This window comes from Streptomyces violaceusniger Tu 4113 (assembly GCF_000147815.2).
GTDB classification, from domain to species: Bacteria; Actinomycetota; Actinomycetes; order Streptomycetales; family Streptomycetaceae; genus Streptomyces; species Streptomyces violaceusniger_A.
The window spans coordinates 411,593-436,983 of sequence record NC_015957.1 but is presented as its reverse complement, the minus strand read 5'-3'; the positions used below and the strand labels follow the sequence as shown (position 1 = coordinate 436,983).

At 71.4% G+C, this 25,391-nt stretch carries 28 protein-coding genes; 16 read left to right on the top strand and 12 right to left on the bottom strand.

Going from position 1 to position 25,391, the window contains the following annotated elements:
- Positions 1-39: 39 nt before the first annotated feature.
- The 3 genes from STRVI_RS01990 to STRVI_RS01980 all read right to left on the bottom strand — a co-directional run bounded on the left by STRVI_RS01990 (position 40) and on the right by STRVI_RS01980 (position 3,657).
- On the bottom strand, positions 40-1,176 hold the full coding sequence (locus tag STRVI_RS01990) for a S1C family serine protease (RefSeq protein ID WP_014053940.1): 1,137 nt from the start codon (positions 1,174-1,176) through the stop codon (positions 40-42).
- A gap of 622 nt (positions 1,177-1,798) precedes the next feature.
- Positions 1,799-2,821 carry a LacI family DNA-binding transcriptional regulator gene (locus STRVI_RS01985; protein WP_014053939.1) on the bottom strand — a complete coding sequence of 341 codons (1,023 nt, stop codon included), beginning with the start codon at positions 2,819-2,821 and terminating at the stop codon, positions 1,799-1,801.
- 23 nt (positions 2,822-2,844) lie between these two features.
- Complete coding sequence (locus STRVI_RS01980; protein WP_014053938.1) at positions 2,845-3,657, bottom strand: response regulator transcription factor; 813 nt, start codon at positions 3,655-3,657, stop codon at positions 2,845-2,847.
- A 305-nt stretch (positions 3,658-3,962) separates the two neighbouring features.
- Between STRVI_RS01980 and STRVI_RS01975 the strand changes: the two genes are divergently transcribed.
- On the top strand, positions 3,963-4,865 hold the full coding sequence (locus STRVI_RS01975) for an alpha/beta hydrolase (protein WP_014053937.1): 903 nt from the start codon (positions 3,963-3,965) through the stop codon (positions 4,863-4,865).
- Between the two features lie 51 nt (positions 4,866-4,916).
- Here STRVI_RS01975 and STRVI_RS01970 read toward each other — a convergent pair whose 3' ends face one another.
- Positions 4,917-6,875 carry an ABC transporter ATP-binding protein gene (locus tag STRVI_RS01970; RefSeq protein WP_014053936.1) on the bottom strand — a complete coding sequence of 653 codons (1,959 nt, stop codon included), beginning with the start codon at positions 6,873-6,875 and terminating at the stop codon, positions 4,917-4,919.
- Positions 6,872-8,614 (bottom strand): ABC transporter ATP-binding protein, encoded by a 1,743-nt coding sequence (locus tag STRVI_RS01965; protein WP_014053935.1) that lies wholly within the window; start codon positions 8,612-8,614, stop codon positions 6,872-6,874. The genes STRVI_RS01970 and STRVI_RS01965 overlap by 4 nt, the downstream gene beginning before the upstream one ends.
- A 121-nt stretch (positions 8,615-8,735) precedes the next feature.
- Between STRVI_RS01965 and STRVI_RS01960 the strand changes: the two genes are divergently transcribed.
- The 7 genes from STRVI_RS01960 (at position 8,736) to STRVI_RS01935 (ending at position 13,221) form a co-directional block, all read left to right on the top strand.
- A complete protein-coding gene (locus STRVI_RS01960) occupies positions 8,736-9,011 on the top strand; it encodes a MoaD/ThiS family protein (RefSeq protein WP_014053934.1) in 276 nt (91 codons plus the stop codon).
- An 11-nt stretch (positions 9,012-9,022) separates the two neighbouring features.
- The gene (locus tag STRVI_RS01955) at positions 9,023-10,423 is read left to right on the top strand and encodes a hypothetical protein (RefSeq protein ID WP_014053933.1); all 1,401 of its coding nucleotides are present in this window, start codon (positions 9,023-9,025) and stop codon (positions 10,421-10,423) included.
- 83 nt (positions 10,424-10,506) lie between these two features.
- Positions 10,507-11,193, top strand: coding sequence for an LmeA family phospholipid-binding protein (locus STRVI_RS01950; RefSeq protein ID WP_014053932.1), 687 nt, complete (start codon positions 10,507-10,509; stop codon positions 11,191-11,193).
- 211 nt (positions 11,194-11,404) lie between these two features.
- Positions 11,405-11,485, top strand: a complete 81-nt coding sequence (locus STRVI_RS55870; protein WP_350203226.1) for a putative leader peptide — start codon at positions 11,405-11,407, stop codon at positions 11,483-11,485.
- 154 nt (positions 11,486-11,639) lie between these two features.
- Positions 11,640-12,479, top strand: a complete 840-nt coding sequence (locus tag STRVI_RS01945) for a sulfurtransferase (RefSeq protein ID WP_014053931.1) — start codon at positions 11,640-11,642, stop codon at positions 12,477-12,479.
- A 43-nt stretch (positions 12,480-12,522) separates the two neighbouring features.
- Positions 12,523-12,810, top strand: coding sequence for a DUF1416 domain-containing protein (locus tag STRVI_RS01940; RefSeq protein ID WP_014053930.1), 288 nt, complete (start codon positions 12,523-12,525; stop codon positions 12,808-12,810).
- A gap of 153 nt (positions 12,811-12,963) precedes the next feature.
- A complete protein-coding gene (locus STRVI_RS01935; RefSeq protein WP_014053929.1) occupies positions 12,964-13,221 on the top strand; it encodes a DUF3099 domain-containing protein in 258 nt (85 codons plus the stop codon).
- Positions 13,222-13,358: 137 nt separating this feature from the next.
- Here the strand turns inward: STRVI_RS01935 and STRVI_RS01930 are convergent, their stop codons facing one another.
- Positions 13,359-13,724 carry a DsrE family protein gene (locus STRVI_RS01930; protein WP_014053928.1) on the bottom strand — a complete coding sequence of 122 codons (366 nt, stop codon included), beginning with the start codon at positions 13,722-13,724 and terminating at the stop codon, positions 13,359-13,361.
- A 272-nt stretch (positions 13,725-13,996) separates the two neighbouring features.
- Here STRVI_RS01930 and STRVI_RS01920 point away from each other — a divergent pair, with 272 nt between their 5' ends.
- The 3 genes from STRVI_RS01920 to ygfZ all read left to right on the top strand — a co-directional run bounded on the left by STRVI_RS01920 (position 13,997) and on the right by ygfZ (position 16,146).
- Complete coding sequence (locus STRVI_RS01920; protein ID WP_014053926.1) at positions 13,997-14,560, top strand: FABP family protein; 564 nt, start codon at positions 13,997-13,999, stop codon at positions 14,558-14,560.
- A gap of 134 nt (positions 14,561-14,694) precedes the next feature.
- Positions 14,695-15,171 (top strand): Fur family transcriptional regulator, encoded by a 477-nt coding sequence (locus STRVI_RS01915; protein WP_043237684.1) that lies wholly within the window; start codon positions 14,695-14,697, stop codon positions 15,169-15,171.
- Between the two features lie 9 nt (positions 15,172-15,180).
- Complete coding sequence (gene ygfZ, locus STRVI_RS01910) at positions 15,181-16,146, top strand: CAF17-like 4Fe-4S cluster assembly/insertion protein YgfZ (RefSeq protein ID WP_014053924.1); 966 nt, start codon at positions 15,181-15,183, stop codon at positions 16,144-16,146.
- A gap of 57 nt (positions 16,147-16,203) precedes the next feature.
- Here the strand turns inward: ygfZ and dtd are convergent, their stop codons facing one another.
- Positions 16,204-16,629, bottom strand: a complete 426-nt coding sequence (gene dtd, locus STRVI_RS01905; RefSeq protein ID WP_043237681.1) for a D-aminoacyl-tRNA deacylase — start codon at positions 16,627-16,629, stop codon at positions 16,204-16,206.
- A 146-nt stretch (positions 16,630-16,775) separates the two neighbouring features.
- On the opposite strand from dtd, the gene STRVI_RS01900 reads away from it, so the two are divergent.
- The gene (locus tag STRVI_RS01900; protein ID WP_014053922.1) at positions 16,776-17,414 is read left to right on the top strand and encodes an RsiG family protein; all 639 of its coding nucleotides are present in this window, start codon (positions 16,776-16,778) and stop codon (positions 17,412-17,414) included.
- Between the two features lie 171 nt (positions 17,415-17,585).
- A complete protein-coding gene (locus tag STRVI_RS01895) occupies positions 17,586-18,833 on the top strand; it encodes a GNAT family N-acetyltransferase (protein WP_014053921.1) in 1,248 nt (415 codons plus the stop codon).
- Positions 18,834-18,942: 109 nt separating this feature from the next.
- Here STRVI_RS01895 and soxR read toward each other — a convergent pair whose 3' ends face one another.
- The gene (soxR, locus tag STRVI_RS01890; RefSeq protein WP_014053920.1) at positions 18,943-19,404 is read right to left on the bottom strand and encodes a redox-sensitive transcriptional activator SoxR; all 462 of its coding nucleotides are present in this window, start codon (positions 19,402-19,404) and stop codon (positions 18,943-18,945) included.
- A gap of 52 nt (positions 19,405-19,456) precedes the next feature.
- Here soxR and STRVI_RS01885 point away from each other — a divergent pair, with 52 nt between their 5' ends.
- Positions 19,457-20,083: an NADPH-dependent FMN reductase gene (locus STRVI_RS01885; protein ID WP_014053919.1), complete on the top strand. Its 627-nt coding sequence runs from the start codon at positions 19,457-19,459 to the stop codon at positions 20,081-20,083.
- Positions 20,084-20,146: 63 nt separating this feature from the next.
- Here STRVI_RS01885 and STRVI_RS01880 read toward each other — a convergent pair whose 3' ends face one another.
- Together STRVI_RS01880 and STRVI_RS01875 are read right to left on the bottom strand one after the other, a co-directional pair.
- Entirely contained in the window at positions 20,147-20,890 is a 744-nt protein-coding gene (locus STRVI_RS01880) for an ABC transporter permease (protein ID WP_014053918.1), read from the bottom strand.
- On the bottom strand, positions 20,883-21,890 hold the full coding sequence (locus STRVI_RS01875) for an ATP-binding cassette domain-containing protein (protein WP_014053917.1): 1,008 nt from the start codon (positions 21,888-21,890) through the stop codon (positions 20,883-20,885). The genes STRVI_RS01880 and STRVI_RS01875 overlap by 8 nt, the downstream gene beginning before the upstream one ends.
- A 121-nt stretch (positions 21,891-22,011) precedes the next feature.
- On the opposite strand from STRVI_RS01875, the gene STRVI_RS01870 reads away from it, so the two are divergent.
- Together STRVI_RS01870 and STRVI_RS01865 are read left to right on the top strand one after the other, a co-directional pair.
- Positions 22,012-22,761, top strand: a complete 750-nt coding sequence (locus STRVI_RS01870) for a TetR/AcrR family transcriptional regulator (RefSeq protein WP_014053916.1) — start codon at positions 22,012-22,014, stop codon at positions 22,759-22,761.
- Positions 22,762-22,981: 220 nt separating this feature from the next.
- Positions 22,982-23,785, top strand: a complete 804-nt coding sequence (locus STRVI_RS01865) for an NAD(P)H-dependent oxidoreductase (RefSeq protein ID WP_043235264.1) — start codon at positions 22,982-22,984, stop codon at positions 23,783-23,785.
- Here STRVI_RS01865 and STRVI_RS01860 read toward each other — a convergent pair.
- Positions 23,782-24,315 (bottom strand): GNAT family N-acetyltransferase, encoded by a 534-nt coding sequence (locus STRVI_RS01860; protein ID WP_014053914.1) that lies wholly within the window; start codon positions 24,313-24,315, stop codon positions 23,782-23,784. The two genes, STRVI_RS01865 and STRVI_RS01860, sit on opposite strands and share 4 nt — an antisense overlap.
- Before the next feature lie 177 nt (positions 24,316-24,492).
- Positions 24,493-25,371, bottom strand: coding sequence for an aldo/keto reductase (locus STRVI_RS01855; protein WP_014053913.1), 879 nt, complete (start codon positions 25,369-25,371; stop codon positions 24,493-24,495).
- Positions 25,372-25,391 lie beyond the last annotated feature (20 nt).

Sequence of the window (25,391 nt, the reverse complement as noted above, 5' to 3'; positions counted from 1 at the left end):
TGCTCCGCCGCGCTGCTGCCAGCCTCGCACGTGGGTCGGTCAGGCGTTGCCGTCACTGCCGCCCGAGCGCAGGGAGGCGAGATCGGACTTGACCGTGTTGACCGGGATCGAGAAGCCGAGGCCGACGCTGCCCGCACTGCTTGAGCTCTGGCCCGAGGCCGCCGAGTACATCGCGGAGTTGATGCCGATGACCTGGCCGCTCATGTTGATCAGCGCGCCGCCGGAGTTGCCGGGGTTGAGCGAGGCGTCGGTCTGGAGGGCCTTGTAGGTGGTGGTCGACTCGCCGACGTCGCCGTTGTACCGGCCGCCGCCGAACTCGAAGGGCCACTGACCGCCGCCGCCACCCTGCCCCTGACCGCCTTGCCCCTGGCCGCCTTGCCCCTGGCCCTGGCTCTGGTCCGTGGAGACGGTGACCTCGCGGTCGAGCGCGGAGACGATGCCGCTGGTGACGGTGCCGGTAAGGCCCTCCGGCGAGCCGATGGCCACGACCTGGTCGCCCACCGTGACCTTGCTGGAGTCGCCGAGGGCCGCGGGCTTGAGCCCGCTCGCACCCTCCACCTTGATCAGCGCGAGGTCCTTCTTGCTGTCGGTGCCGACGACCGTCGCGGTCTTCTTACTGCCGTCGCTGAAGGTCACCTTGATCGAGTCGGCGCCGGAGACCACATGGTTGTTGGTGATGACCTCGCCGCCGCTGGTGATGACCACGCCGGAACCGGTGGACTGACCGCTGGTGCCGCTCGCGCTGACCTCCACGATGCTGGGGCTGACGGCCGCCGCGACGGCCGAAACCCCGCTGCTGCTGGTGGATTTGGCGTTGACCACAGGGGTGGAGACCGTGGTGTCGGACTTCTGCGTGGCGTTGGTGACCAGCGCGGCCGCCCCGCCGCCCACGAGCGCCGCGACCGCCGCCACGGCCGCGATCAGCGCGACCGGACGCGACGCCCGCGCCCTGCGCCGCCCTCCGCCACCATGCGCCCCCTCACCCGCGAACGCCCCGCCCTCCTCCCCGACCCCGCCCCCACCACCACTGCCACCACTCGGCCACACGGTGACCCCGGACGGCGTGGTGACCGCCTGCTGAGGCTCATACCCGGGCGGATCGGGATACCCCGCACCACCGCCGTACGAGAAGGGATAGGGCTCGTCTGCGCCGCTACGGCGGGTGCTGTCCGTCATGTCTATGACTGTGCGACCGAAGTATGAGAGTCCCCTGAGTGCCCGCTAAGAACCCCACCAGAAGTCGGTATGCCCGACATAAGGCCCCCGCGGGGGCGCGCCTGCCGGGGCGCCGAGGGACGCCGCAACCCCCTCGGCCCCGCCGACCCCAAACCCCCTCGGCCGCACCGCAGGTCAGCGAAGTCCCGCCGCAGAACGTGGGCGTCGCGCCCCGCCGGCACGCCGCCGTAAGGCGGACGCTGCGCCCCGGAGGCGCACACCACCCGCAGGGCGCGGCGCCTCCGCGAACATCGGGGCCCAGCCATGGAACGCCGGGATCACAAGCCTCGCAAGCGCGGAATCTCTCCGCAGGGGAGGCCACTGGGCGGGCACGCGCCGCGCATGGCATCGGTTCGCGGGGCCGCAGGGCCCCGCGACGCGCGGGCGCCGCCCGCCGGGAAAGCAGCCCACAGGGCGCGGCGGACGCCGACCCCAGAACGGGCCTCCACACCGGCGCGCACCCGCAAGGCAGGCGCCTCTCCCCCACAGCACAACCGGCCCGCAGGGCCGAACCCGCCGGACGGTGAAGACAACAGGGGTCGTCGGGGTCCCAGGGCCCCGACCCCGACAGAAGCGCTCCGCGCTAGACGCAGCCGCAGGAGTGGCGGACCACCAGGGCCGACGGGAACTGCTTGACCCGCTCGCGGCGGGAGCTGGCCAGGCGGACGCCGTCGTCCAGCACCAGATCGACCGCGGCGCGCGCCATCGCGGGGCGGTCGGAGCCGACCGTGGTCAGCGGGGGGTCGGTGAGGTGGGCTTCCTTCACATCGTCGAAGCCGGCCACCGCCAGCTCCTGCGGTACCTCGATCCGCAGCTCACGCGCGGCCCGCAGCACCCCGAAAGCCTGGTCGTCGGTGGCGCAGAAGATGGCCGGGGGCCGGTCGGGGCCGGCCAGCAGGTCGAGGGCGACCTTATAGGCGTCGTACCGGTTGTACGGGGCCTGGAAGAGCCGCCCCTCCGTGGGGCGGCCCGCCTCGTGCATCGCGCGGCGCCAGCCCTCGACGTGGTCGGTGACGGGGTCGCCGATGGTCGGGGTTATCTCGGTGCCGCCGAGGCACGCCACGTAGTCATGGCCGTGCTCCAGCAGATGCCGCACCGCGAGCTGCGCGCCGCCGACGTCGTCCAGCACCACCGCCACGTCGTCGATCGCCTCGGGCCGCTCGTGCAGCAGCACCACCCGGGCGTCCCACGCCTCGATCTCGGCCGCCGCGTTCTCGCTCGGGCCCTGGCTGATGAGGATCAGCCCGGACACCCGCATCCCCAGGAAGGCGCGCAGATAGTGCACTTCGCGCTCGTCGAGGTAGTCGGAGTTGCCGACCAGCACCATCTTTCCGCGCTCGGCGGCCGCCTGCTCGACGGCGTGTGCCATCTCCGCGAAGAACGGCTGCCGGGCGTCCGGAACGATCAGCCCTATGAGATCGGTCCGGCGGCTCGCCATCGCCTGCGCGACGCGGTCCGGCCGGTAGCCGAGCTCCTTGATCGCGGCAAGCACCCGCTCGCGCGTGGCCGGGGCGACCGGCCGGGGTCCGTTATTGATGACGTAACTGACGACCGCGGTCGAAGTCCCCGCAAGCCTTGCCACATCATCCCGCGTCACCTTGGCCACGCGCGAAGTCTACGCGGGTCCAGCTAGCTGTTGGCCGGTCGTGCGGCAGCGGCCCTCGCCACGGAGCCGGGCGCCTCGCCGGGGTGCTCGCCGCGCGCCGCGTCGCCCGGCGCGGCGCCCCGCGCCGCGGCGTTGGCCCGGGCCTCCTCGGCGGCGCGCTCGACCTTCTCCGGCGCGACGAAGCGGTAGCCCACGTTCCGCACGGTGCCGATCAGGGACTCGTGCTCCGGGCCCAGCTTGGCGCGCAGCCGCCGGACATGGACGTCCACGGTGCGGGTGCCGCCGAAGTAGTCGTAGCCCCAGACCTCCTGCAGGAGCTGCGCCCGGGTGAAGACCCGGCCGGGGTGCTGCGCGAGATACTTCAGCAGCTCGAACTCCTTGAATGTGAGATCGAGCACACGCCCCTTGAGCTTGGCGCTGTAGGTGGCCTCGTCGACCGACAGATCGCCGTTGCGGATCTCCGTCGGGCTGTCGTCGGTGGTGATCTGCTGGCGGCCCATGGCCAGCCGCAGCCGGGCCTCGACCTCCGCCGGGCCCGCGGTGTCCAACAGGACGTCGTCGACGCCCCAGTCGGCGGTGACGGCGGCCAGCCCGCCCTCGGTCACCACCAGGATCAGCGGGCAGCCGGGGCCGGTGGACCGCAGCAACTGGCACAGGCTGCGCACCTGCGGCAGATCGCGGCGGCCGTCGATCAGGATGACATCGGCTCCCGGGGTGTCCACCAGGGCCGGGCCTTCGGCGGGAGCCACCCGCACGCTGTGCAGCAGGAGGCCGAGGGCGGGGAGCACCTCCGTCGAGGGCTGAAGTGCGTTGGTCAGCAGCAGGAGGGAACTCATCGTCCACCACCCGCCCCGGCCATGTTCTCGAGGTTGTGCACGCTTCGCTCGCCCATTACGTCGGTTCCTCCTCGGTCCCTTGCGAGAGGGGCACCTCCCGGGCCGCGCCCGGGGGAGTCTGCGGCTACTACTTCGTACGGTCACGCTCCGCACCCTTGGAGCGACGGTGCGCTCAAACGCGCATCACGCCCCGAAAGCACAAAAGGACCCGGGGGCTACGTTGCCCGGATCCTCTTCACAGCAGAATAACCCACATGACATGTGCCCGAGAGGCTCAATCTGCTCCCCGTTGTCCTTTCACGGAAATGACAGGAGAGCGGCGGGCCACGCTGCTGACCGATGACGGCGTCTCGATCGAGGCGCTGTACGAGCCTTCCCCGGCGCCCGGCACCGAACCCTCCGACCATCTCGTGCTGGTGGTCGGGCACGGGTTCACCGGCGCCCTGGAGCGCCCCGCGCTACGACGGGTGGCGTCGGCGTTTCGCCAGCGTACGGCCGTGATCACGTTCTCGTTCCGGGGCCATGGCCGGTCCGGCGGGCGGTCCACGGTCGGCGATCGCGAGGTGCTGGACCTGGCCGCCGCGGTGCGCTGGGCGCGTCGCCTCGGGCATCGGCGGGTCGTCACGGTCGGCTTCTCGATGGGCGGGTCGGTGGTGATCCGGCAGGCGGCGCTGTACGGGAAGAACGAAGAAATGCAGCCGGTGCATGTCGCACACGATGGGGAGCGCACGGGGCGCTCGCCAGGGCGCACGGACCCCGCGGCCGCCTCGACGGGCGGCCAGGCGCCGGGCGCGCCCGGCGAGGCGGCCGACGGCGCCGCGCCCGATGCCGTGGTCGCGGTGAGCGCACCCGCCCGCTGGTACTACCGGGGCACCGCGCCCATGCGGCGGGTCCACTGGGCGATCACCCGGCCGGCGGGCCGACTGGTCTCCCGCTACGGGCTGCGCACCCGGATCGACCCGCGCGGGTGGGCCGTCGATCCGCTGTCCCCGGTGGCCGCGGCGCCGCTGATCGCGCCGACGCCGCTGCTGATCGTGCACGGCGACCGGGATCCGTACTTCCCGCTGGACCATCCGCGGATGCTGGCGTCGGCGGCGGACCCGTCCGCCTCGGAGCTGTGGATCGAACCGGGCTTCGGCCACGCCGAGACCGCCGCCTCCCCCGCCCTGCTGGACCGCATCGCCGACTGGGCGGCGGCCCACGCCTGAGGGGCCCCTGGCTGAGCGGCCCGCGCCGCAACGGCCCCCGGGCGAGCGCGGCTACTCGGCCTCCGCCACGGGCTCCGCGAACTGGGACGCGTACAGCCGGGCGTACGCACCGCCCGCCGCGAGCAGCGCGTCATGCGAGCCCTGCTCCACGATCCGCCCCGACTCCATCACCAGGATCACGTCCGCGTCCCGGATGGTCGACAGCCGGTGCGCGATCACGAAGCTGGTACGGCCGCTCCGCAGCGAGGCCATCGCCCGCTGGATGAGGACCTCGGTACGGGTGTCGACCGAGCTGGTGGCCTCGTCCAGCACCAGGATCGACGGCTCGGAGAGGAACGCCCGGGCGATCGTGATGAGCTGCTTCTCCCCGGCGCTGACATTGGAGCCCTCCTCGTCGATCACCGAGTCGTAGCCGTCCGGCAGGGTCCGTACGAAGCGGTCCACATAGGTGGCCGTCGCCGCCTCGACGATCTTCTCGAAGGTCGCCCCTTGCGCGCCGTACGCGATGTTCTCGGCGATCGTCCCACCGAACAGCCAGGTGTCCTGCAGCACCATCCCGATATGGGAGCGCAGCTCCTCCCGTGACATCTCGGCGATGTCCACCCCGTCCAGCGTGATCCGCCCGCCGCTGACCTCGTAGAACCGCATCAGCAGATTGACCAGCGTGGTCTTCCCGGCGCCGGTCGGGCCGACGATGGCCACCGTCTGCCCGGGCCGCACCGACAGCGACAGGCCGTCGATGAGCGGTGTCTCCGGCTGGTAGCGGAAGGAGACGTCCTCGAACGCGACCTGCCCCCGCACCGCCTCCGGCCGCCGCGCGTCCACCGGCTCCGCGCTCTGCTCCGGCGCGTCCAGCAGCTCGAAGACCCGCTCGGCGGAGGCCACGCCCGACTGCACCATGTTGGCCATGGAGGCCACCTGGGTGAGCGGCTGGCTGAACTGCCGGGAGTACTGGACGAACGCCTGGACATCGCCGATCGACAGCGCGCCGGAGGCCACCCGGAGCCCGCCGACCACGGCCACCAGCACATAGTTGAGGTTCCCGATGAACATCATCGAGGGCTGGATCAGCCCGGAGATGGACTGGGCCTTGAAGCCCGCCGCGTAGAGCTTGTCGTTCTGCTCCCGGAACAGCTCCGCGGACTCCTTCTCCCGCCCGAAGACCTTCACCAGCGAGTGGCCGGTGTACATCTCCTCGATATGGGCGTTGAGCTTGCCCGTGGTCTTCCACTGGGCGACGAACTGCGGCTGGGCGCGCTTGCCGATGCGCGTCGTCACCCACACCGAGACCGGGACGGTGATCAGCGCCACCAGCGCCAGCAGCGGCGAGATCCAGAACATCATCGACAGCACGCCCACGATCGTCAGCAGCGAGGCCAGGATCTGGCTGAGGGTCTGCTGCAGCGTCTGCTGGATGTTGTCGATGTCGTTGGTGGCGCGCGAGAGCACCTCACCGCGCGACTGCTTGTCGAAGTACGACAGCGGCAGCCGCGCCAGCTTGTGCTCCACGTCCTCGCGCAGCCGGAAGACCGCGCGCTGGACGATGGCCGTGGCCACCCGCGCCTGCACCAGGCCCAGAAGCGCGGCGACGACGTACAACGCCGTGGCCCACAGCAGCACGATGCCGACCGCGTGGAAGTCGATGCCCTGGCCGGGGGTGACGTCCATCGAGGCCACCATGTCGGCGACCGTGCCCTGGTCCCTGTCGCGCAGCCACTGGACGGCCTGCTCCTTGCCGGCCCCGTCGGGCAGTTGCCGTCCGATGAGGCCCGCGAAGATCAGGTCGGTCGCCTCGCCGAGGATCTTCGGACCCGCCACCGCGAGCGCGACGCTGCCCGTGCCCAGCGCGAGCACCAGCAGCGCGATACCGCGCTCGGGGCGGAGCCGGGCCAGCAGCCGGCGGCCGGAGCCGCGGAAGTCCAGGGACCGCTCGGTCGGCTGCCCGCCCATGAAGCGGCCGGGTCCGGCGCCGGGCGCCGGGCCCCTGCGGGGTGCCGAGGTGCCGCTCATGCCGCCTCCTGTTCGGTGAGCTGGGAGAGCACGATCTCGCGGTAGGTCTCGTTGCCGGCCATCAGCTCGCCGTGGGTACCGGCGCCGACGATCCGCCCCGCGTCGAGCACCACGATCAGATCGGCGCCCCGGATGGTGGACACCCGCTGGGCGACGATGACGACCGTCGCGTTCTCCGTCTCGTCCACGAGCGCCGCCCTCAGCCGGGCGTCGGTGGCGTAGTCGAGCGCGGAGAAGGAATCGTCGAAGAGGTAGACGGACGGCCTGCGGACCAGGGCCCGGGCAATGGCCAGCCGCTGCCGCTGCCCGCCGGACACATTCGTCCCGCCCTGGGCGATGGGGGCGTCGAGCCCGGCCTCCATGGACTCCACGAACTCCCGTGCCTGGGCGGTCTCCAGGGCCCGCCACAGCTCCTCGTCGGTGGCGTCGGGATTGCCGTACCGCAGGTTCGAGGCGACGGTTCCGGCGAAGAGATACGGCTTCTGCGGGACGAGCCCGACGTTCCGGGTCATCACCTCCGGGTCGAGGTCGCGCACGTCCACCCCGTCGAGGTGGACGCTGCCGTCGGTCGCGTCGAACAGCCGCGGCACGAGCCCGAGCAGGGTCGACTTGCCGCTGCCGGTGGAGCCGATGACGGCGGTGGTCCGGCCGGGCCGGGCGATCAGCGAGATGTCGCGCAGCACCGGCTCGTCGGCGCCGGGGAAGCGGAACTCCACGCCCCGCAGCTCCAGCAGCCCTCGTCCGGCGTCGGCGGGCGCGGCCGTGACGGGCACGAGGGGCGGTACGACACTGGTCTCGGTGTCCAGCACCTCCTGTACGCGCTCGGCGCACACCTCGGCCCTCGGCACCATCATGAACATGAAGGTGGCCATCATCACGGACGACAGAATCTGCGCCAGATAGCTGAGGAACGCGGTCAGCGCGCCGATCTGCATCCCGCCGCTGTCGATCCGGTGCCCGCCGAACCAGACGACGGCCACGCTGGAGACGTTCACCACCAGCATCACGGCGGGGAACATCAGCGACATCAGCCGCCCGGCCCGCAGCGAGACGTCCATCAGCCCGGCGTTGGCGGTGGTGAAGCGGTCGCGCTCATGGGTGTCGCGGACGAAGGCGCGGATGACCCGGATACCGGTGATCTGCTCGCGCAGGACCCGGTTGACCGTGTCGATGCGGTCCTGGACATGGCGGAACAGCGGCCGCATCCGGCGGACGATGAGCGTGACGACCACGCCCAGGGCCGGAACGATGAGCAGGAGCAGCCCCGACAGCGGAACGTCCTCGTTGAGCGCCATGACCACACCGCCGACGCACATGATCGGGGCCGAGACCATCAGCGTGAACGCCATCAGGCACAGCATCTGCACCTGCTGCACATCGTTGGTGGTGCGGGTGATCAGGGACGGCGCCCCGAAGTGGCCCATCTCACGGGCGGAGAAGGACTGCACCCGGTCGAAGACGGCGGCGCGCACATCGCGGCCGAGCGCCATGGACGTACGGGCGCTGAAGTAGACGGCTCCCGCGGCGCACACGATCTGAACAAACGTGACGGCGATCATCAGCCCGCCGACACGGACGATGTAGCCGGTGTCGCCCTTCACCACTCCGCCGTCGATGATGTCCGCGTTCAGCGCGGGGAGGTAGAGGGTGGCGAGGGTCTGCACCAGCTGCAATAAAACGATCAGCGTGATCGTTCGGGTATAGGGCCTCAGATATGCCCGTATCAGTCGTACCAGCACACCGAAACCTTAAGTGACTCACGCCCCGAACCGGCCGTATTTTCGACGAACCGCGCGTGGTCCATGGCGCGGGCCCGCACCCGTCATCATGGAGGCGGCAGATGACGGGAAAGGGATCGCGATGGCGATGAAGAACACGCCCGCCGGGACCATCCGGTACTGGGCCGCCGCCCGCGCCGCGGCCGGTACCGCGGAGGAGCCGTACGCCGCGCGGACACTGGCGGAGGCGCTCGATGTGGCCCGGGAGCGGCACACCGCGCGGCCGGAGTTCGCGCGGGTACTGCTGCGCTGTTCGTTCCTGGTCGACGGAACCCCGGTCGGCACCCGCGACCACAAGACGATCCAACTCGCCGAGGGCGGCACGGTCGAGGTGCTCCCACCGTTCGCAGGAGGGTGAACCCCGAGCTCATGAGCAACCAGCCGCACCAGCCCAACGAGCCCCACGAGCCTCACCAACAGAACCCGCAGCAGCCGCAGCAGCCGCAGAACCCGCAGCAGCAGTACCAGCAGCCGTATCCCCCGTACGGGTCGTACGAGGCTCCTTACGGCGGATACGACCAGAGCGCGCATCCTTACGGCGGCAATGGCGGCAACGGTGGCCCGGGCAGCAACGGCGGCCACGGTCAGGGCGCCCAGCAACCGGCCGACTGGCCGGGGTACGAGGGCTATCCGCAGCAGCAGGGGTACGCCCAGGCCCAGCCGCAGCAGTACCAGCACCCGCAGCAGCAGTACCAGCAGCAGCCGTACGCGGATCCTTACGCCGCCCAGCAGGGGCACCACGGCCAGCAGGCGCACCAGGGCCAGCACTCGAATCAGGGCCACCAGGGGCAGTACGCCCAGGGCTGGGATCAGCAGCAGCCCCCGTACCAGCCCGCCGCCCAGCAACCGGCCCAGCCCCCGCACCCGCACCCGCACCCGGCCCAGGCCCAGCACCCACAGGCGCAGCACGCACAATCCCAGCAGCCCCAGGCCGCGCCCGCCGCCGCCACGGCAACCGCGACCGCGACCACCGAGCCGCCCGCCGCGCAGCCGGACCGGCCGCTCACCGCCGCCGAGAAGGCCCGCGCCGAGGGCCGTCCGCAGATCCTCCCCCCGGGGTTCGTCCCCGCCGCGCTGACCGCCGCGCTCGCCGGCCTGCTCGCGGCCACCGCGCCGCTGGGCCGCCCGGCGGTCGCCGTCGTGGTGGCGGTGCTGCAGGCGGTCACGGCGGCCGGCTGGTTCCGGCTGAACGGCATGTGGCCCGCCCGGCAGGGCATCGCGCTCGCCTACGCGGGCGGTCTGGCCGCCAGCATCGGCCTGCTCGCCACCGAGCCCGCGCACGCCCCGACGGTCCTCATCGGCACCATCGGCGTCTGGCTGCTGCTGGTGGTGATCCTCCAGTTGCGCAGCCACGCCTCCGCGGACGAGCGGCTGTACGGGCTGACGGCCGCTGTGGCGTCCACGGCCCTTACGGTGCTCGCGGCCGGTCATCTGGCCGCCGTCGCCGAATCCTCGGACGCCGTCGTGGTGGGGGCGGCCGCCGTCGCCGTGGCCGTGCTCGTCAGGGCGCTGCCGCTGCCGACCGCCGCCGCCGTCGTGGTCGCGCTGGCGGCCGCCACGGGCGCCGGGGTCGGGGCCGGGCAGCTCACCGGAACGGGCACCTCCACCGCCGCCCTGCTCGGGTTCGCGGCCGGGGCCTGCGCGCTGATCGGCCACCGGGTCGCCAGCTACGACTACCCCTCGCGCTTCGTCCATATGACGGCCGGCGTGGCGCTGCCGCTCGCGGCCGCCGCCCCCGTGGTCTATGTGATCGGCCGCGCACTGGGCTGACTCCCCGGCTCCCGCCCGGCCGCTCCGGATAGGCTCGCAGCCTCAGGCGAGGGCCTGAGCAAGAGCCTGGGGGACCCACGCACATGCGCGCACTACGCATCACCTTGATCGTCGTCGTGATACTCGGCGGCCTCTTCGTGGCCGCCGACCGCATCGCGGTGAACATCGCGGAGTCGAAGGCCGCAGACAAGATCAAGAGTTCGCAGGGCCTGACCACCACGCCCAATGTCTCGATCAAGGGCTTCCCCTTCCTCACCCAGGTCGCAGGCAAGGAGCTGGACGAGGTCGACGTCAATGTGGACGGGCTGACGACGGCCACGGGGGACGGCCGCAGCGTCCGGGTCACCGAACTCGACGCGAAGCTGCACAACGTCCGCATCTCGGGCAGCTTCTCCTCGGCCAGCGCCGACCGCGCCACCGGCTCGGCCCACATCAGCTACGCGGACCTCTCGCAGGCCGCCGGTCCGGGGGTGACCGTCGGCTACGACTCGTCGGGGAGCAACAAGGTCAAGATCACCGGCAGTCTGCTGGGCCTCACCCTCACCGCCCACTCCCAGGTCACCATCGTGAACGGGACCACCATCCGGCTGCACGCCGAGTCCATCCCGGGCGGCAGCATCCCCCAGTGGGAGGACAAGGTGCGCGAGAAGGCCGACATCGAGCGGAAGATCGAGGGACTGCCCTCCGGCATGCGGCTCGACAAGGTGGAGACCACCAAGGACGGCATAGACGTCTCGGTCACGGGTAATAACGTCCAACTGACGGGCTGACGCGATCAGCACCAGGGGCGCCCGATCTCGCCCCTGGTCCATTCGCTGAGACGATCTCGTCCGCGTACATGACCGCCCGTGGCCTTCGTCTGCCCGGGCGGCCCCGCCTCCGGGGCGTTCACCCCCCTCTCATCCCACTATCCGGACGATAATGTCTCACCATTCGACACGCCGGTGACATGCCCGCCTGTCCATCCCTACGATCGGACGCATGAAGCGACAGGCGGATCTCACGAAGCGGCGGGCAGTCGACCTGTGCCGCGTCGCCGCCATGCTCTGTCGCACCGTCTGAAACGGGACGCGGTCCGGCACGCCTCGGACCGGCCCCCTCCTCGGCCCGTCAGCCGGGCCTTCCCGCACTTTCGCTCGTACGCTCGCCGCACGCCCCGCGCGGCGCCGCGTCGCGAGCGTGCCCGTACCGCCGCAACTGCCCCGGAGGAGAGAACATGAGCCGCAGTGACGTCCTGGTGGACGCCGAGTGGGTCCAGGACCGGATCGACGACCCCAAGACGGTCATCGTCGAGGTGGACGAGGACACGTCGGCCTACGACAAGAACCACATCAAGAACGCCGTACGGATCGACTGGAAGCAGGACCTCCAGGACCCGGTGCGCCGTGACTTCGTCGACCAGGCCGGCTTCGAGAAGCTCCTGTCGGAGAAGGGCATCGCCAACGACGACACGGTCGTCCTCTACGGCGGCAACAACAACTGGTTCGCGGCGTACGCCTACTGGTACTTCAAGCTCTACGGCCACCAGGACGTGAAGCTGCTCGACGGCGGCCGTAAGAAGTGGGAGCTCGACTCCCGCGACCTGGTCGCCGAGGTGCCGACCCGCGCGGCGACCGAGTACAAGGCCAAGCCGCAGGACGCCTCCATCCGCGCCTTCCGCGACGAGGTCGTCGACGCCATCGGCTCGCTGAACCTCGTCGACGTGCGCTCCCCCGACGAGTTCTCCGGCAAGCTGCTCGCCCCGGCCCACCTCCCCCAGGAGCAGTCGCAGCGTCCGGGCCACGTGCCCAGCGCCCGCAACATCCCCTGGTCGAAGTCGGCCAACGACGACGGCACCTTCCGGTCCGACGACGAGCTCAAGGAGATCTACGAGAGCGCGGGCGTCGACCTGGCGAAGGACACCATCGCCTACTGCCGCATCGGTGAGCGCTCCGCTCACAGCTGGTTCGTCCTGCACGAGCTCCTGGGCCAGACCAACGTCAAGAACTACGACGGCTCCTGGACCGAGTACGGCTCGCTGGTCGGCGTGCCGGTCGAGCTCGGCGCCGATAGCTGACCCCTCTCCCCGAACGCGCCCCCGAACGTAAGGACAGACATCCATGTGTGGAGCCAAGGCCGGCGGCCCCGACGCCTCGACGATCAAGCCCGGTGAGACCACCATCCAGGGTTCGGTGACCCGCGACGGCGAGCCGGTCACCGGCTACGTCCGGCTGCTGGACAGCACCGGCGAGTTCACCGCCGAGGTCCCCACCTCCGCGACCGGACAGTTCCGTTTCTACGCCGCGGAGGGCACCTGGACGCTGCGTGCCCTGGTTCCCGGCGGCAGCGCGGACCGCACTGTTGTCGCCCAGAAGGGCGGGCTGGCGGAGGTCGCCATCGCCGTCTGACGTGTGACGGCGCGTCGTGACACACGGCCGGAGGGCCGCACCCCGGGGTTGGACGCCTCGGCGGGGTGCGGCCCTCCGTCCGTCTGTCTGCGCCTCTCGGCCGCCGCTGTCCTTCATCTGTCGGCGCGGCGGTCCCGGACGTACGCTGGAGATATGTACGCGCGACGCCGCCACGCATATTTTTTCCTGATGGGCGCGTGTCTGACGCTCTTCATCTCGGCGTGGGCGTTTGTGCGCTTGTGGTCCGTACCCGCCGCGGTCGCGATGTGTATCGTCGCCATGGTGATCCCGCCCCTGGCCGCCATAGTGGCCAATCGCCGGGGCCCGGACGACCGGTGGTGGGATGAGTCGGGGGACGAGGAATCCGACCGGTGGTGGCGGGAGCTGGACGAGCACAACCACCGGCATTGACCACCAGCACAACCGCCCCGGCCGATCGGGGCCCGGCAGGGGCCACTGACCGGGCCCCGGCCGGGGCGTAGCGGACCGCCCTGCCAGCCCGGGGTGCTGAGGACCGCCCCTGGCGGCCGGGGTTGTTGAGGACCGCCCTAGTACACGAGCGCTTGGACGCCGTCCGGCATGATCTCGCTCACGAAGACCTGAGCGCCCGCGATCCGGGCACCCTCGATCAGATCCTTCTCCTCGATCTCGCGGCGCGCCGCGCACTGGGTGCACACCGTGATCGTGCCGCCGCCCGTAAGGATGCCGTCGATCAGATCCGGCAGCGGCGCCGCATGCGGCAGTTCGAACTCCGCCGCCCGGCCCGGCAGCGCGAACCACGTCGACTCCCCGGTCAGCCAGAGCGAGACCTCGACCCCGCTCGCCGCGGCCACCGCCGCCACCGTGAACGCCTGGGAGCACCGCTCGGGAGCGTCCGCGCCCGCCGTCACCTTGATCACCAGCTTCTTCGCCATACGCCAACCTTAGAGTCGGCACGGTGGCCCGGGCGCGGCACGGCGACCTGTCTCCACCGGCCGTCCCGGCGCCGACTAGACTCGGTGCCGTCCGTCGTCTGTTCCGAGGAGCGCGCTCGTGCTTGAGGCTTTCTTCACCACCCTGATGATCCTGGTCGCCGTGGCCACGCTCGGCTTCGCCGCGCTGACCTGGAAGAAGCTGTACCAGGGCCAGCGCTGACCCCCTCCCGCCCGGCCGTCACGGCTCGACTCTCGACAGATCGCCTGAATTCATGATCCAGATTCCGTCCGACCTCCACCCGGACCTCGTGCCGCTCGCCTTCCTCCTGGGCAACTGGGAAGGCGCGGGCGTATCGGACTTCCCCGGGGCCGAGAAGTGCAACTTCGGCCAGGAGGCCACCTTCACGCACGACGGCCGCGACTTCATCGAGTACGTCTCGCACACCTGGGTGCTGGACTCCGAGGGCAAGAAGGTGCGCCCCCTGGAGACCGAGTCCGGCTACTGGCGGATCGACAAGGACCGCAAGGTCGAGGTCGTGATGAGCCGGGACCAGGGCATCGTCGAAATCTGGTACGGCGAGCTCGCGGACGGCAAGCCGCAGATCGACCTGGCGACGGACGCGGTGGCGCGCACCGCGCACGCGGCCCCGTACGCGGGCGGCAAGCGGCTGTACGGCTACGTCAACAGCGATCTGATGTGGGTCGGCGAGAAGGCCACCCCCGAGGTCGAGCTGCGCCCGTACATGTCCGCGCATCTGAAGAAGGTCGTCGACCCCCGGGAGTGGGCCAAGGACCTGAAGGACCTGCCGGACGACGGGATCGCCTTCTTCCGCTGAGCGCTCCCCGGCTGTTCCGCCTCGGAGCACGTCCGGGCCGTTCCACCTGCCACCGAGCCCGGCTCTTCCCTGCCGCGGCCGGTTCTGCCCCTGCGCGTCCGGCCGGTGACCGCGTGCCCGCCTACACTTGCACCGTGGCGACCACCGACTGGAAGAGCGATCTGCGGGAGCGCGGCTACCGGCTGACCCCGCAGCGCCAGCTCGTGCTCGAAGCCGTCGATCATCTGGAGCACGCCACTCCGGACGAGATCCTCACCGAGGTGCGCCGCACCGCGAGCGGCGTCAACATCTCCACGGTCTACCGCACGCTGGAGCTGCTGGAGGAGCTGGGCCTGGTCAGCCATGCCCATCTCGGCCACGGCGCCCCCACGTACCATCTGGCCGACCGGCACCATCACATCCATATGGTGTGCCGCGACTGCACGGATGTGATCGAGGCCGATGTCTCCGTGGCCGACGCCTTCACCCGGCAGCTCCGGGCGGACTTCGGTTTCGAGACCGATCTGAAGCACTTCGCGATCTTCGGCCGGTGTGCCGCGTGCTCCGCCCGACAGCGCGGTGGAGACGACGGCCAAAACGGCTCCGGTGAGGGCCGAGCCCGCAGGCCGTAGGCTGAGTTCATGAAGAGCCCTTTGCTGTCGCTGCCCGGCGCCGTCCCCGGCGAGGGCCCCGACGAAGGCGTCGCCGCCCACTACGGCGACCTGTTCCGCGAGCAGCGCGCGCTCGCCGACGGCACCGGCTTCGTGGACCTCTCGCACCGCGGAGTGGTCACGGTCACCGGTGCCGACCGGCTGAGCTGGCTGCATCTGCTGATCACTCAGCACGTCAGCGAACTTCCGCCGGGCCAGGCCACCGAAGCCCTGATCCTCTCCACCCACGGCCATATCGAACACGCGCTCTATATCGTCGACGACGGCGAAACGACCTGGGCCCATGTGGAGCCCGACAGCCAGGGCGATCTGATCGCCTACCTGGAGAGCATGAAGTTCTTCTACCGGGTCGACATCGCGGACCGCAGCGACGACTACGCGGTCGTCCACCTCCCGGCGGGCAGCATCACCGAGGCTCCCGAGGACACCGTCGTCCGCGAGACCCCGCACGGCCGGGATCTCTTCCTGCCGCGTGCGCGGCTCACCGACTTCGCCGAGGCGAGCGGGCCGGCGATCGGAGTGCTGGCGTACGAGGCGCTGCGCGTCGAGGCCCACCGGCCGCGGGTCGGCCTGGAGACCGACCACCGCACCATCCCGCATGAGCTGGGGTGGATCGGCTCCGCCGTCCATCTGCAGAAGGGCTGCTACCGCGGCCAGGAGACCGTGGCCCGGGTGCAGAACCTGGGGAAGCCACCGCGCCGGCTGGTCTTCCTCCACCTCGACGGCAGCGAGGTGACGCTGCCCTCCCACGGCGCGCCCATACGGCTGGCCTCGGAGGGCGAGGAGGGCCGCCAGTTGGGGTTCATCACCTCCTCCGCCCGCCACCACGAGCTGGGGCCCATCGCGCTCGCACTGGTCAAGCGCAATGTGCCGGTGGACGCGGAGCTGATCGCCGACTCCACGGCCGCCGCACAGGAGACGGTCGTGGAGCCGTGAGCCCGGTGCGGTCGCGCCAGACCTCGAGGTGAGGTCGCGCCAGACGGTGAGGTCGCGCTAGACCTCGATCAACACCGTGAACGGGCCGTCGTTCGTGAGCGAGACCTTCATGTCCGCTCCGAACCGGCCCGTTTCCACGTGTGCGCCCAGCTTCCGCAACTGGGCCACCACCTCGTCGACGAGCGGCTCGGCGACCCCACCGGGCGCCGCCGCGTTCCAGGTGGGACGGCGCCCCTTACGGGCGTCGCCGTAGAGCGTGAACTGGCTGATGACCAGCAGCGGGGCGGCCGTGTCCGAGCAGGACTTCTCGCCCTGGAGGATCCTTACGGACCACAGCTTGCGGGCGAGCTGGGCCGCCTTCTCCGGAGTGTCGTCATGCGTCACCCCGACCAGCACGCACAGCCCCTGGCCGACGATCTCGCCGACCGTCTCGCCGTCCACGACGACGTTTGCCCCGTCCACTCTCTGTACCACAGCACGCATACCGACCATCATGCCGTGCGTCCATCCGGGGCCGATCGGGTGGAGAGCCGCTGCACAGGGAGCATCACTGGTGGCACGATGCGTGCAGGCGGTGCAAGCGGGCAGGAAATGCGGGAATGACGCATCGCTGGAGGGGACGGACACCAATGACCACACCGGGCACCGGCCAGCCCATGGCCACCGAGGGCCTGCTGCCACCACGGCCGCCGAGTCAGCGCGGCGGGCGGCTGGCCGATTCCGCCGCCGTGACGGCGCCGACCGTGGCTCCCACATCCGCGGCGGCGAGCGCTCTGCACACGCTGCGGCTGCCGGAGCTGCGGGCGCTGCGCCGCGCGGCACAGGGCGAGGAGGCGGATCTGAGCTATCTGCGCAGACTGCTGCAGGGCCGGATCGACATCCTCCGCGCGGAGCTGGGCCATCGCCGTGATCCGGCGCCCGCGGCGGCCGCGGCACAGCCGCCCGCCGCACTGGTGGACCGGCTGCCGGAGATCCTCGCGGACCTCCCCTCACGGCACCGCTCCTCGGCCCGTCATGTCACGCTCGGGACGCCACAGGGCGCCGAGTACGAGCGGCTGGCCGAGGAGATGCTGGCCGAGGTCGGCCTCTCCGATCTGCGGGCCCGTACGGACGAGGAGCTGTGCGGCGCGATGACCCGCCTCGTCGGCCGTGAGCAGCAGGTGTCGCGGCGGCGGCAGGAGCTGCAGCGGACGGCGGACGGCTGCAGTGCGGAGATCGCCCGCCGGTACCGCGAGGGAGAGGCGCAGGTGGACGACCTGCTGGCGTAGGCGTCGGCGGTGCTCGGAGGGTGCTCGGGGAGCCGTTCGCGGGGAACTCGGGGAGCCGTCCGCCAGGTGCTCGCCGAGCCGTCCACAGGGTGCGGTGTGATGAAAGGACCTGGTCCACAGGCTGGGGAAATCGGCGTGCGGCCGGTGGCGGCGGACGCCTAGCGTGTGCGCATGGCCGTCGAACTCCGCACCTCGCTCTCCGATTCCGATCTGACCAACTGGACCATCGCGCTCAACACCGGCTTTCTGCGTCCGCCGGAGGCGCCGAAGGAGGAGGTGGAGCTGCGTCGGGAGCAGATGGACCTCTCCCGTACGCAGGGGGTCTTCGACGGGGAGCGCTGCGTCGCCACCTTCCGCAGCTTCGCCCAGCGGCTGACCGCGGTCGGCGGGGCGGACGTGCCCGCCGACGCGGTCAGCAATGTCGCGGTGTCGCCCACCCACCGCCGCCGGGGGCTGCTCAGCCGGATGATGGAGCACGATCTGCGCGCCGCCAAGGAGCGGGGCGACGCGGTGGCCACCCTGATCGCGGCCGAGTACCCGATCTATGGGCGGTACGGCTTCGGCCCGGGCACCTGGATCACCGAATGGCAGGTGGACGTTCCCCGCGCCGGTCTCGACCCGCGCCACTCGGCTCCGGTGGACGGCGGCCGGGTCGACTTCGCCGACGCCGACGAGGTGCGGAAGCTGGGCCCCGCATTGCATGAGCGGCTGCGCACCCAGCAGCACGGCGTCATCGACCGCCCGGAGAGCTGGTGGCGGATCAGCACCGGTCAGCGGCGGTTCCCCAACCGCCCCTGGACCGAGCCGTTCTATGTCCTCCACCGCTCCCCCGACGGCTCGGTGGACGGACTGCTCGCCTATACGGCGGACGACCGCTGGGAGGGCAACAAGCGTCCGCACAACACGGCCACCGTGCTCGAGCTGATAGGAGCCACCCCGGCCGCCGAGCGGGCGCTGTGGCACTTCCTGCTCTCGGTCGACTGGGTGACCCGGGTCAACACCGGCCGACGCGCCCCGGACGATCTGCTCCCGCTGCTGCTCGGCGACCCCCGCGCCGCCCAGGTCACCCAGCACGCCGACTGGCTGTGGCTGCGCCCGCTGGATGTTCCCCAGCTTCTGGAGACCCGTACGTACCCGGTCGAGGGCTCGCTGGTGCTCGAGCTGCACGACAGCGCCGGGCTGGCCGGTGGCCGCTATTTCCTGGAGGCGGGCCCCGACGGCGCGGCGTGTGCGACCACGGGCCGCCCGGCCGATCTGACCATGGACATCGGCGAGTTGGGCACCCTGTGGCTGGGCGACGAGTCGGCGGTCCGGCTCGCCTCGCTGGGCCGGATCGCCGAGGAGCACCCGGGCACCGCGGCCCTGGCGGACCGACTGCTCCGGACGCCGCGCCGCCCGTGGTGCCCCGATAGCTTCTGAGGTGGGCGGGGAATGTCCGGGCCCGGTGGCAGGCGCCCACCCGATCGGCACCCGCCCGATCGGCACCCGCCCGATCGGCGCTGGGCGGTCGACACTGGGCGGTCGACGCTCAGCAGCAGGACTTGAGCAGTCGGCGCGCGCCCGCGCCCTGCTCACCGAGGCTGTCGTAGGGGTTGGCCAGCGCGCATTTGTCGATCGACAGACAGCCGCAGCCGATGCAGTCGGTGAGGTGGTCGCGGAGGTTCTCAAGCTGCTCGATGCGCTCGGTGATGTCCGCGTGCCAGCACTCCGAGATCCGGGCCCAGTCGTCCTTGGTGAGGACATGGTCCTCGGGGAAGAGCGCGAGCACCTCCCGGATTCTCCCCAGCGGGATGCCGACGCGCTGCGAGGAGCGGACGAAGGCGACCCGGCGAAGCGTATCGCGGGTGTAGCGGCGCTGATTGCCGGAGGTGCGGCGGCTGTGGATCAACCCCTCGCGCTCATAGAAGCGCAGCGCGGAGGCGGGCACTCCGCTCCGCTGCGAGAGCTCGCCGACCGTGAGCTCATGGGTCTTCCAGGTCAATTGCGTCATAGGGCCGAGAGTAGCTTGACTTCAACCTTTGTTTAAGTCCGAGGCTCTTCCCATGGCTACTGACACCGCCGTATCCACGGCCGCAGCCCCTACCGACACCGATTCCCCCATCCGGCTCGCCGTCATCGTCGGCAGCACCCGCGACGGCCGCTTCGGGCCGAAGGTCGCGGAGTGGTTCGCCGGCCATGCGACGCTCCGCTCCGATATGACCGTCGATGTCGTCGACCTCGCCGAGACCCCGCTGCCCATGGATCTCACCCACCGGCCCGGCCCCGATGACCTCGCGGCCCTGGAGGCCGTGACGCCTAGGCTGGACGCGGCCGACGCGTTCGCCGTGGTCACGCCCGAGTACAACCACAGCTACCCCGCCTCCCTGAAGAACGCGATCGACTGGCACTTCACCCAGTGGCAGGCCAAGCCGATCGGCTTCGTCTCCTACGGCGGCATCTCCGGGGGCCTGCGCGCGGTCGAGCATCTGCGGCCGGTCTTCGCCGAGGTCCACGCCGTGACCGTCCGGGACACGGTCAGCTTCCACAACGCGCACGGGCTCTTCGAGGAGGACGGCCGGCTGACGGACTCCGAGGGTCCGGACACCGCCGCCGGGGCGATGCTCAACCAGCTCGCCTGGTGGGCACGGGCCCTGCGCACGGCCCGCACCACCCACCCGTACGGCACCTGACGGCACCGGCGGCGCCGACCCCCGTCGCGGCGCCGCCGGGCCGTGGCTCAGACGAGCCGTGGCTCAGACGGTGCGGCGGCGGAAGAGCACGCCCGACAGCCCGGCCGCCACCGCCAGGATTCCGCCGCACCAGACCAGGGCCTGCCAGGCGCTGTCGCCGACCGGCCGGTCCAGCAGCAGCCCCCGCAGCGCCTCGATGACCGGGGTCACCGGCTGGTGCTCCGCGAACCCGTGCAGCCAGCCCGGCATGGTGTCGATCGGCACGAACGCGCTGCTGGGATACGGCAGGAACATCATCAGGAAGGAGAATCCGCCCGCCGCCTCCGGTGACCTGGCGATCAGGCCGAAGCAGGCCGACAGCCAGGAGATCGCGAGGATGAACATCAGCAGGATGCCCGCCACGGCCAGCCAGTCGAGCGGTCCGGCGTCCGGCCGGAAGCCGATGAGGAACGCCACCCCGAAGACGATCGCGGTCGCGACCACGTTGCGCAGCACGCTCGCGGCCACATGGCCCGCCAGGATCGGGGTGCCGCCGATGTCCAGCGACCGGAAGCGGTCGATGATGCCGCCGGTCATGTCATGGGTGACAGTGACCGCCGTGTTGGCCGAGCCGAAGCCCGCGCACAGCAGCATCACCCCGGGGACGACATAGGTGACGTACTCGGTGCCGGTCTGGATGGCGCCGCCGAAGAAGTAGACGAAGACCAGCATCAGCATGATCGGCAGCAGCATGGCGGTGACGACCGCGTCGAGATTGCGCCTGGTCAGCCGGGTCACGCGGCCGGTCAGAACGATCGCGTCAGACACCGGCCGTCTCCTTCTCGCCCGTGGCGTTGCGGCGGTCGCCCTCCGCGGTACGGCTCTCGCCCTCCGCGGTGTGGCCGGTCAGGGCCATGAAGACGTCGTCGAGCGTGGCGCTGCGCACGGTGAAGCGGTCCACGGCGCGGCGCTCGGGGTCGATCTCGTCGAGCAGGGCCCGCACATGGGCGGCGCTGCCGTCCGTGGCGACGCCGAGCGTCAACCGGTCGGCGTCGCTCCATACGAGCCGTACGCCCAGTTGGCGCGCGGCCCTCTCGTACGCGGCGACGTCGCAGAGCACCAGGTCCAGCCGCCGCCCGGCGATGCGCTCCTTGAGTTCGGCCGAGGTGCCCTCGGCCACCACCCGGCCGCCGTCCACCACGGCGATGCGATCGGCGAGTTGGTCGGCCTCGTCCAGGTACTGGGTGGTGAGGAAGACCGTCACCCCGTCCGTCACCAGCCCCTTGACCACGTCCCACATGGCCTGCCGGCTGCGCGGGTCGAGGCCGGTGGTCGGCTCGTCGAGGAAGATCACCTCGGGGTGGCCGACCAGGCCCGCGGCGAGGTCGAGCCGGCGGCGCATCCCGCCGGAGTAGGTGCCCACGGTGCGGCGGGCGGCGCCGGTGAGGTCGAAGCGCTCCAGCAGTTCCCGTGCACGGCTACGGGCCTCGGTGCGGCCGAGCCGGCTCAGCCGCCCCATCATCAGCAGGTTCTCCTCGCCGGTCTGCATCTCGTCGACCGCGGCGTACTGACCGGTGAGGCTGATGGCGCGGCGGACGCGGCGGCGGTCGGTGACGACGTCGAAGCCCGCGACGCGGGCCCGCCCGGCGTCCGGCGGCGTCAGCGTGGACAGGATCCGCACGGTCGTGGTCTTGCCCGCCCCGTTCGGGCCGAGCAGCGCGAAGACGCTGCCGCGTGCGACCGACAGGTCGACGCCCCGGAGCACCGTCACCGCCCCGTAGGACTTCTCGAGGCCGCTTGCCTCGATGGCGGCTGGTTGATGGGCCATGGTTTCCCCCCGTTCCCTCTTCTGCGTATGCTATACGCTCTACTGCGTAGGGTATACACATCTCTAGGATGGCGGTCAACCGAGCGGACATGAGCACACGCACGCATGGAGGTCCCGAGCCATGGCCACCGAGGAGAACGGCACCGGCCTGCCGGCGAGCATCGAGGCCGCCTGGGGGCTGCGGGAACGCCCGGGCAAGGGGCCCCGCCCCGGGCTGACCCTGGGCCGGATCGTCGACGCCGCCGTCGGGATCGCCTCGGCGGACGGCCTCGGCGCGGTCTCCATGAGCCGGGTCGCGGCCGAACTCGGTGTCTCCACGATGTCCCTGTACCGCTATGTCTCGGCCAAGGACGAACTGCTGGTGCTGATGGAGGACGCGGCCTACGGCCCCACGCCGCCCGGCGACCCGGCGGAGGACTGGCGAGCCGGGTTCACCGACTGGGCCTGGGGGCTGCGCACCGCCCTCGCCCGTCACCCCTGGGTGGTGCGGATCCCGATCAGCACCCCGCCCTCGACACCCAACTCGGTGGCCTGGATGGAGCGCGGACTGGCCTGCCTGCGCCGCACCAGCCTCAGCGAGGGCGAGAAGGTCTCCGTACTGATGCTGGTCAGCGGCTTCGTCCGCAACGAGGCACGGCTGACCACCGACCTCCAGGCAGCCAACCGACGCACCGGAGACAGCCTCGAAACCTCGATGGCGGCCTGGGCCCGGCTGCTGGAGAGGGTGACCGACGCCGAGCGCTTCCCCGCGGTGACGGCGGCGCTGCGGACGGGAGAGTTCGGCGCACCGGGCGGCCCGGACGACGAGTTCGTCTTCGGCCTGGAACGGATTCTCGACGGGGTGGAGGCGCTGGTCAGCGCGCGGAGCTGACCGTCTGGGCCCTGCAGCCCCGCACCTGCGCCGCATTGGCCGCCGGCTGCTGGCCGTCGGGCCCTGGCCGTCGGGCCCTGGCCGTCGGGCCCTGGCCGTCGGGCCTGGCCATCGGGCCCTGGCCGTCGGGCCCTGGCCATCGGGCCCTGGCCAGATATTTGCACATCCTGGCCATCCGGCCACTCGTCGGTCCCGGGGCCCGTTTTCCAGCATGGTGGTCATGAATGTGCTGTGGATTTTCGCCCACCCCGAACAGCGTTCCCTCAGCGGGGCATTGCGCGACGAAGGTCTGCGCGCCCTGCGGGAGGCTGGCCATGACCACCGGCTGTCCGATCTCTACGCGATGCGCTGGAACCCCGTGGTCGACGGCGCCGACTTCCGCCATGACGCGAGCGAACGCCTCGTCGTCGGGGCCGCCTCGCGGCGTGCCTATGACGCGGGGACGCTGAGCGAGGACATCCGCGCCGAACAGGAGAAGATCGCCTGGGCCGACGCGCTGATCGTGCAGTTCCCGCTCTGGTGGTACGGCATGCCCGCCATCCTCAAGGGCTGGTTCGACCGCGTCTTCGTCAAGGGCTTCGCCTACGGAGTCACCGGGCCCGACGGACGCACCCTGCGCTACGGGGACGGCAAGCTGGCCGGTAAGCGCGCCATGGTGATCCTGACCGCGGGGGCGCCCGAGGACACCATGGGGCCGCGCGGTGTCAACGGCGACATCGGCGATCTGCTGTTCCCGCTGCACCACGGCACCTTCTGGTACAGCGGGATGTCCGTGCTGCCGCCGCATGTGGTCTACGGCGCGGACCGGGTACCGGACGAGGTGTACGACGCCCATGCCGCCGCGCTGCGGAAGCGGCTGGCCACCCTGCCGACGGAGGAGCCGATCCCGTTCCGCCGCCAGAACGGCGGGGACTACGACGAGCGCCTGGTGCTCCGGCCCGATGTGCTGCCGGGCCGGACCGGTCTCTCCGTGCACTACGCACGGCCCCATGCCCAGCGCCCCCAGGGTGCCTTGAGCGACTAAGCGGGGAAGCTCAACTCCAGCCGCCAGTCGTTGCACCGCATCATCGTCCCCAGCGGGTACTCGACCTCGCACTCGCCGGCCAGGGTGAACCCCGCCTTGCGGCACACCCCGTTCGACGCGGGGTGGCCGACGGACGGATATGCGTGCAGATACCGATGGGTCCGCTGGGCCGCGGCCGCCCGGGCGACCTCCCCCGCGGCCGCGGCGGCGATCCCCCGCCCCTGGAACGGCGGCAGCACGGCCCAGCCGGTCTCGTACACCGACTCGCCCCGCCGCTCCCGCTCCCAGTACCCGATGCTGCCGACCGTCTCCTCCTCCGGCAGCAGCACGATCCGGTACATCCGCCCGGCGCCCGGACCCGTCAGCTCCGCATACCGCCGATGGCGGACCAGGATCTGCTCCTCGCTCTCCGGTCCGCCCAGGTGGCTCGTCATCTGCGGACTGTTGACGCCACGCAGCAGCTCGAGGCAGGACGCGCTGTCCTCCCATGGCTCGAGCCGCACCCGCACCCCGCTCGCCCCACCGGACATCCGCCGCCTCCCGCCGTCAGCACACCCTGCGCCCGCGTGCCGTTCATTCGACCACGGGGGTACGACAACGGCGCCGCGCCCAGATCCGGACCCGGCCCGGCCCGGTCCAGCCTCAGCCCGCCCCGCCCGGCCCGGCCTCAGCCCGCCCGGCCCGGCCTCAGCCCGCCCGGCCCGGCGTCAGTCCGCCACCGGCTCCAGCAGCGCCAGGTCGTCCTCGTCGAGGGCGATCCGCGCCGCCGCCATGTTCTCCTCGAGGTGGGTTAGTGAGCTGGTGCCGGGGATCTGGACGATCGCGGGCGAGCGGGCGAGCCCCCAGGCGAGGGCGATCTGATGCGCGGTCGCGCCGTGCCGTTCCGCGACCGTCCGCAGGTTCCCGCTCTCCAGGTCGGTGTGGCCGCCGCCCAGCGCGAAGAACGGCATATAGGCGATCCCGGCCCCGGCGCACTCGTCCACCAGCGCCCCATCGGCCTGATCGAGCACCCCGAACCGGTTCTGCACCGCCTCGACGGGCGCGATCGCGCGGGCCTCGGCCAACTGCTCGGCGCTCACATTGCTCACCCCGAGCCGCCGCACCAGCCCTTCCTCCCGCAGTGCGGCCAGCACGGCGAACCGCTCCCCCAGCGGCACCGCGCCCACCGCCTTGAGCCGCCCCACCCGCAGGTAGACCAGGTCGAGCGCGTCGATGCCGAGCTGCCGCAGGTTCTCCTCGACCAGACCCCGCAGCTGCTCCGGCCGCGCCTCCGCGTACATCTCGCCGGTCGCGGTGCGCAGCGGCCCGACCTTGGTGGCGATGGTGACGTCGGGGTACGGGTGCAGGGCCTCGCGCAGGATGTCGTTGGCCCGCTCGGTGGCGGAGAAGTAGAAGGCGGCGGTGTCGATATGACGGGCGCCCAGCTCCACGGCCCGCCGTGCGACCGCCACGGCCGTCGCACGCTCGACGGCGGGACCGGCCCATCGCCCCGGCAACTGCATCGCGCCGAAGCCGAGCCGATCGGCCGGTGACGAGAGGCGGGAGAACAAGGACGGAGCTGAGGAGGATGCGGAGGATGAGTTCATGGGGCAGCATGCGCACCTTT

Bases quoted from the DNA above. Each gene is read 5' to 3' on its own strand.
- STRVI_RS01990 (WP_014053940.1), bottom strand. From the start codon at position 1,176: ATGACGGACAGCACCCGCCGTAGCGGCGCAGACGAGCCCTATCCCTTC.
- STRVI_RS01980 (WP_014053938.1), bottom strand. From the start codon at position 3,657: ATGAGTTCCCTCCTGCTGCTGACCAACGCACTTCAGCCCTCGACGGAG.
- STRVI_RS01975 (WP_014053937.1), top strand. From the start codon at position 3,963: ATGACAGGAGAGCGGCGGGCCACGCTGCTGACCGATGACGGCGTCTCG.
- STRVI_RS01970 (WP_014053936.1), bottom strand. From the start codon at position 6,875: ATGAGCGGCACCTCGGCACCCCGCAGGGGCCCGGCGCCCGGCGCCGGA.
- STRVI_RS01960 (WP_014053934.1), top strand. From the start codon at position 8,736: ATGGCGATGAAGAACACGCCCGCCGGGACCATCCGGTACTGGGCCGCC.
- STRVI_RS01955 (WP_014053933.1), top strand. From the start codon at position 9,023: ATGAGCAACCAGCCGCACCAGCCCAACGAGCCCCACGAGCCTCACCAA.
- STRVI_RS01950 (WP_014053932.1), top strand. From the start codon at position 10,507: ATGCGCGCACTACGCATCACCTTGATCGTCGTCGTGATACTCGGCGGC.
- STRVI_RS55870 (WP_350203226.1), top strand. From the start codon at position 11,405: ATGAAGCGACAGGCGGATCTCACGAAGCGGCGGGCAGTCGACCTGTGC.
- STRVI_RS01945 (WP_014053931.1), top strand. From the start codon at position 11,640: ATGAGCCGCAGTGACGTCCTGGTGGACGCCGAGTGGGTCCAGGACCGG.
- STRVI_RS01940 (WP_014053930.1), top strand. From the start codon at position 12,523: ATGTGTGGAGCCAAGGCCGGCGGCCCCGACGCCTCGACGATCAAGCCC.
- STRVI_RS01935 (WP_014053929.1), top strand. From the start codon at position 12,964: ATGTACGCGCGACGCCGCCACGCATATTTTTTCCTGATGGGCGCGTGT.
- STRVI_RS01930 (WP_014053928.1), bottom strand. From the start codon at position 13,724: ATGGCGAAGAAGCTGGTGATCAAGGTGACGGCGGGCGCGGACGCTCCC.
- STRVI_RS01920 (WP_014053926.1), top strand. From the start codon at position 13,997: ATGATCCAGATTCCGTCCGACCTCCACCCGGACCTCGTGCCGCTCGCC.
- ygfZ (WP_014053924.1), top strand. From the start codon at position 15,181: ATGAAGAGCCCTTTGCTGTCGCTGCCCGGCGCCGTCCCCGGCGAGGGC.
- dtd (WP_043237681.1), bottom strand. From the start codon at position 16,629: ATGCGTGCTGTGGTACAGAGAGTGGACGGGGCAAACGTCGTCGTGGAC.
- STRVI_RS01900 (WP_014053922.1), top strand. From the start codon at position 16,776: ATGACCACACCGGGCACCGGCCAGCCCATGGCCACCGAGGGCCTGCTG.
- STRVI_RS01895 (WP_014053921.1), top strand. From the start codon at position 17,586: ATGGCCGTCGAACTCCGCACCTCGCTCTCCGATTCCGATCTGACCAAC.
- soxR (WP_014053920.1), bottom strand. From the start codon at position 19,404: ATGACGCAATTGACCTGGAAGACCCATGAGCTCACGGTCGGCGAGCTC.
- STRVI_RS01885 (WP_014053919.1), top strand. From the start codon at position 19,457: ATGGCTACTGACACCGCCGTATCCACGGCCGCAGCCCCTACCGACACC.
- STRVI_RS01875 (WP_014053917.1), bottom strand. From the start codon at position 21,890: ATGGCCCATCAACCAGCCGCCATCGAGGCAAGCGGCCTCGAGAAGTCC.
- STRVI_RS01870 (WP_014053916.1), top strand. From the start codon at position 22,012: ATGGCCACCGAGGAGAACGGCACCGGCCTGCCGGCGAGCATCGAGGCC.
- STRVI_RS01865 (WP_043235264.1), top strand. From the start codon at position 22,982: ATGAATGTGCTGTGGATTTTCGCCCACCCCGAACAGCGTTCCCTCAGC.
- STRVI_RS01860 (WP_014053914.1), bottom strand. From the start codon at position 24,315: ATGTCCGGTGGGGCGAGCGGGGTGCGGGTGCGGCTCGAGCCATGGGAG.
- STRVI_RS01855 (WP_014053913.1), bottom strand. From the start codon at position 25,371: ATGAACTCATCCTCCGCATCCTCCTCAGCTCCGTCCTTGTTCTCCCGC.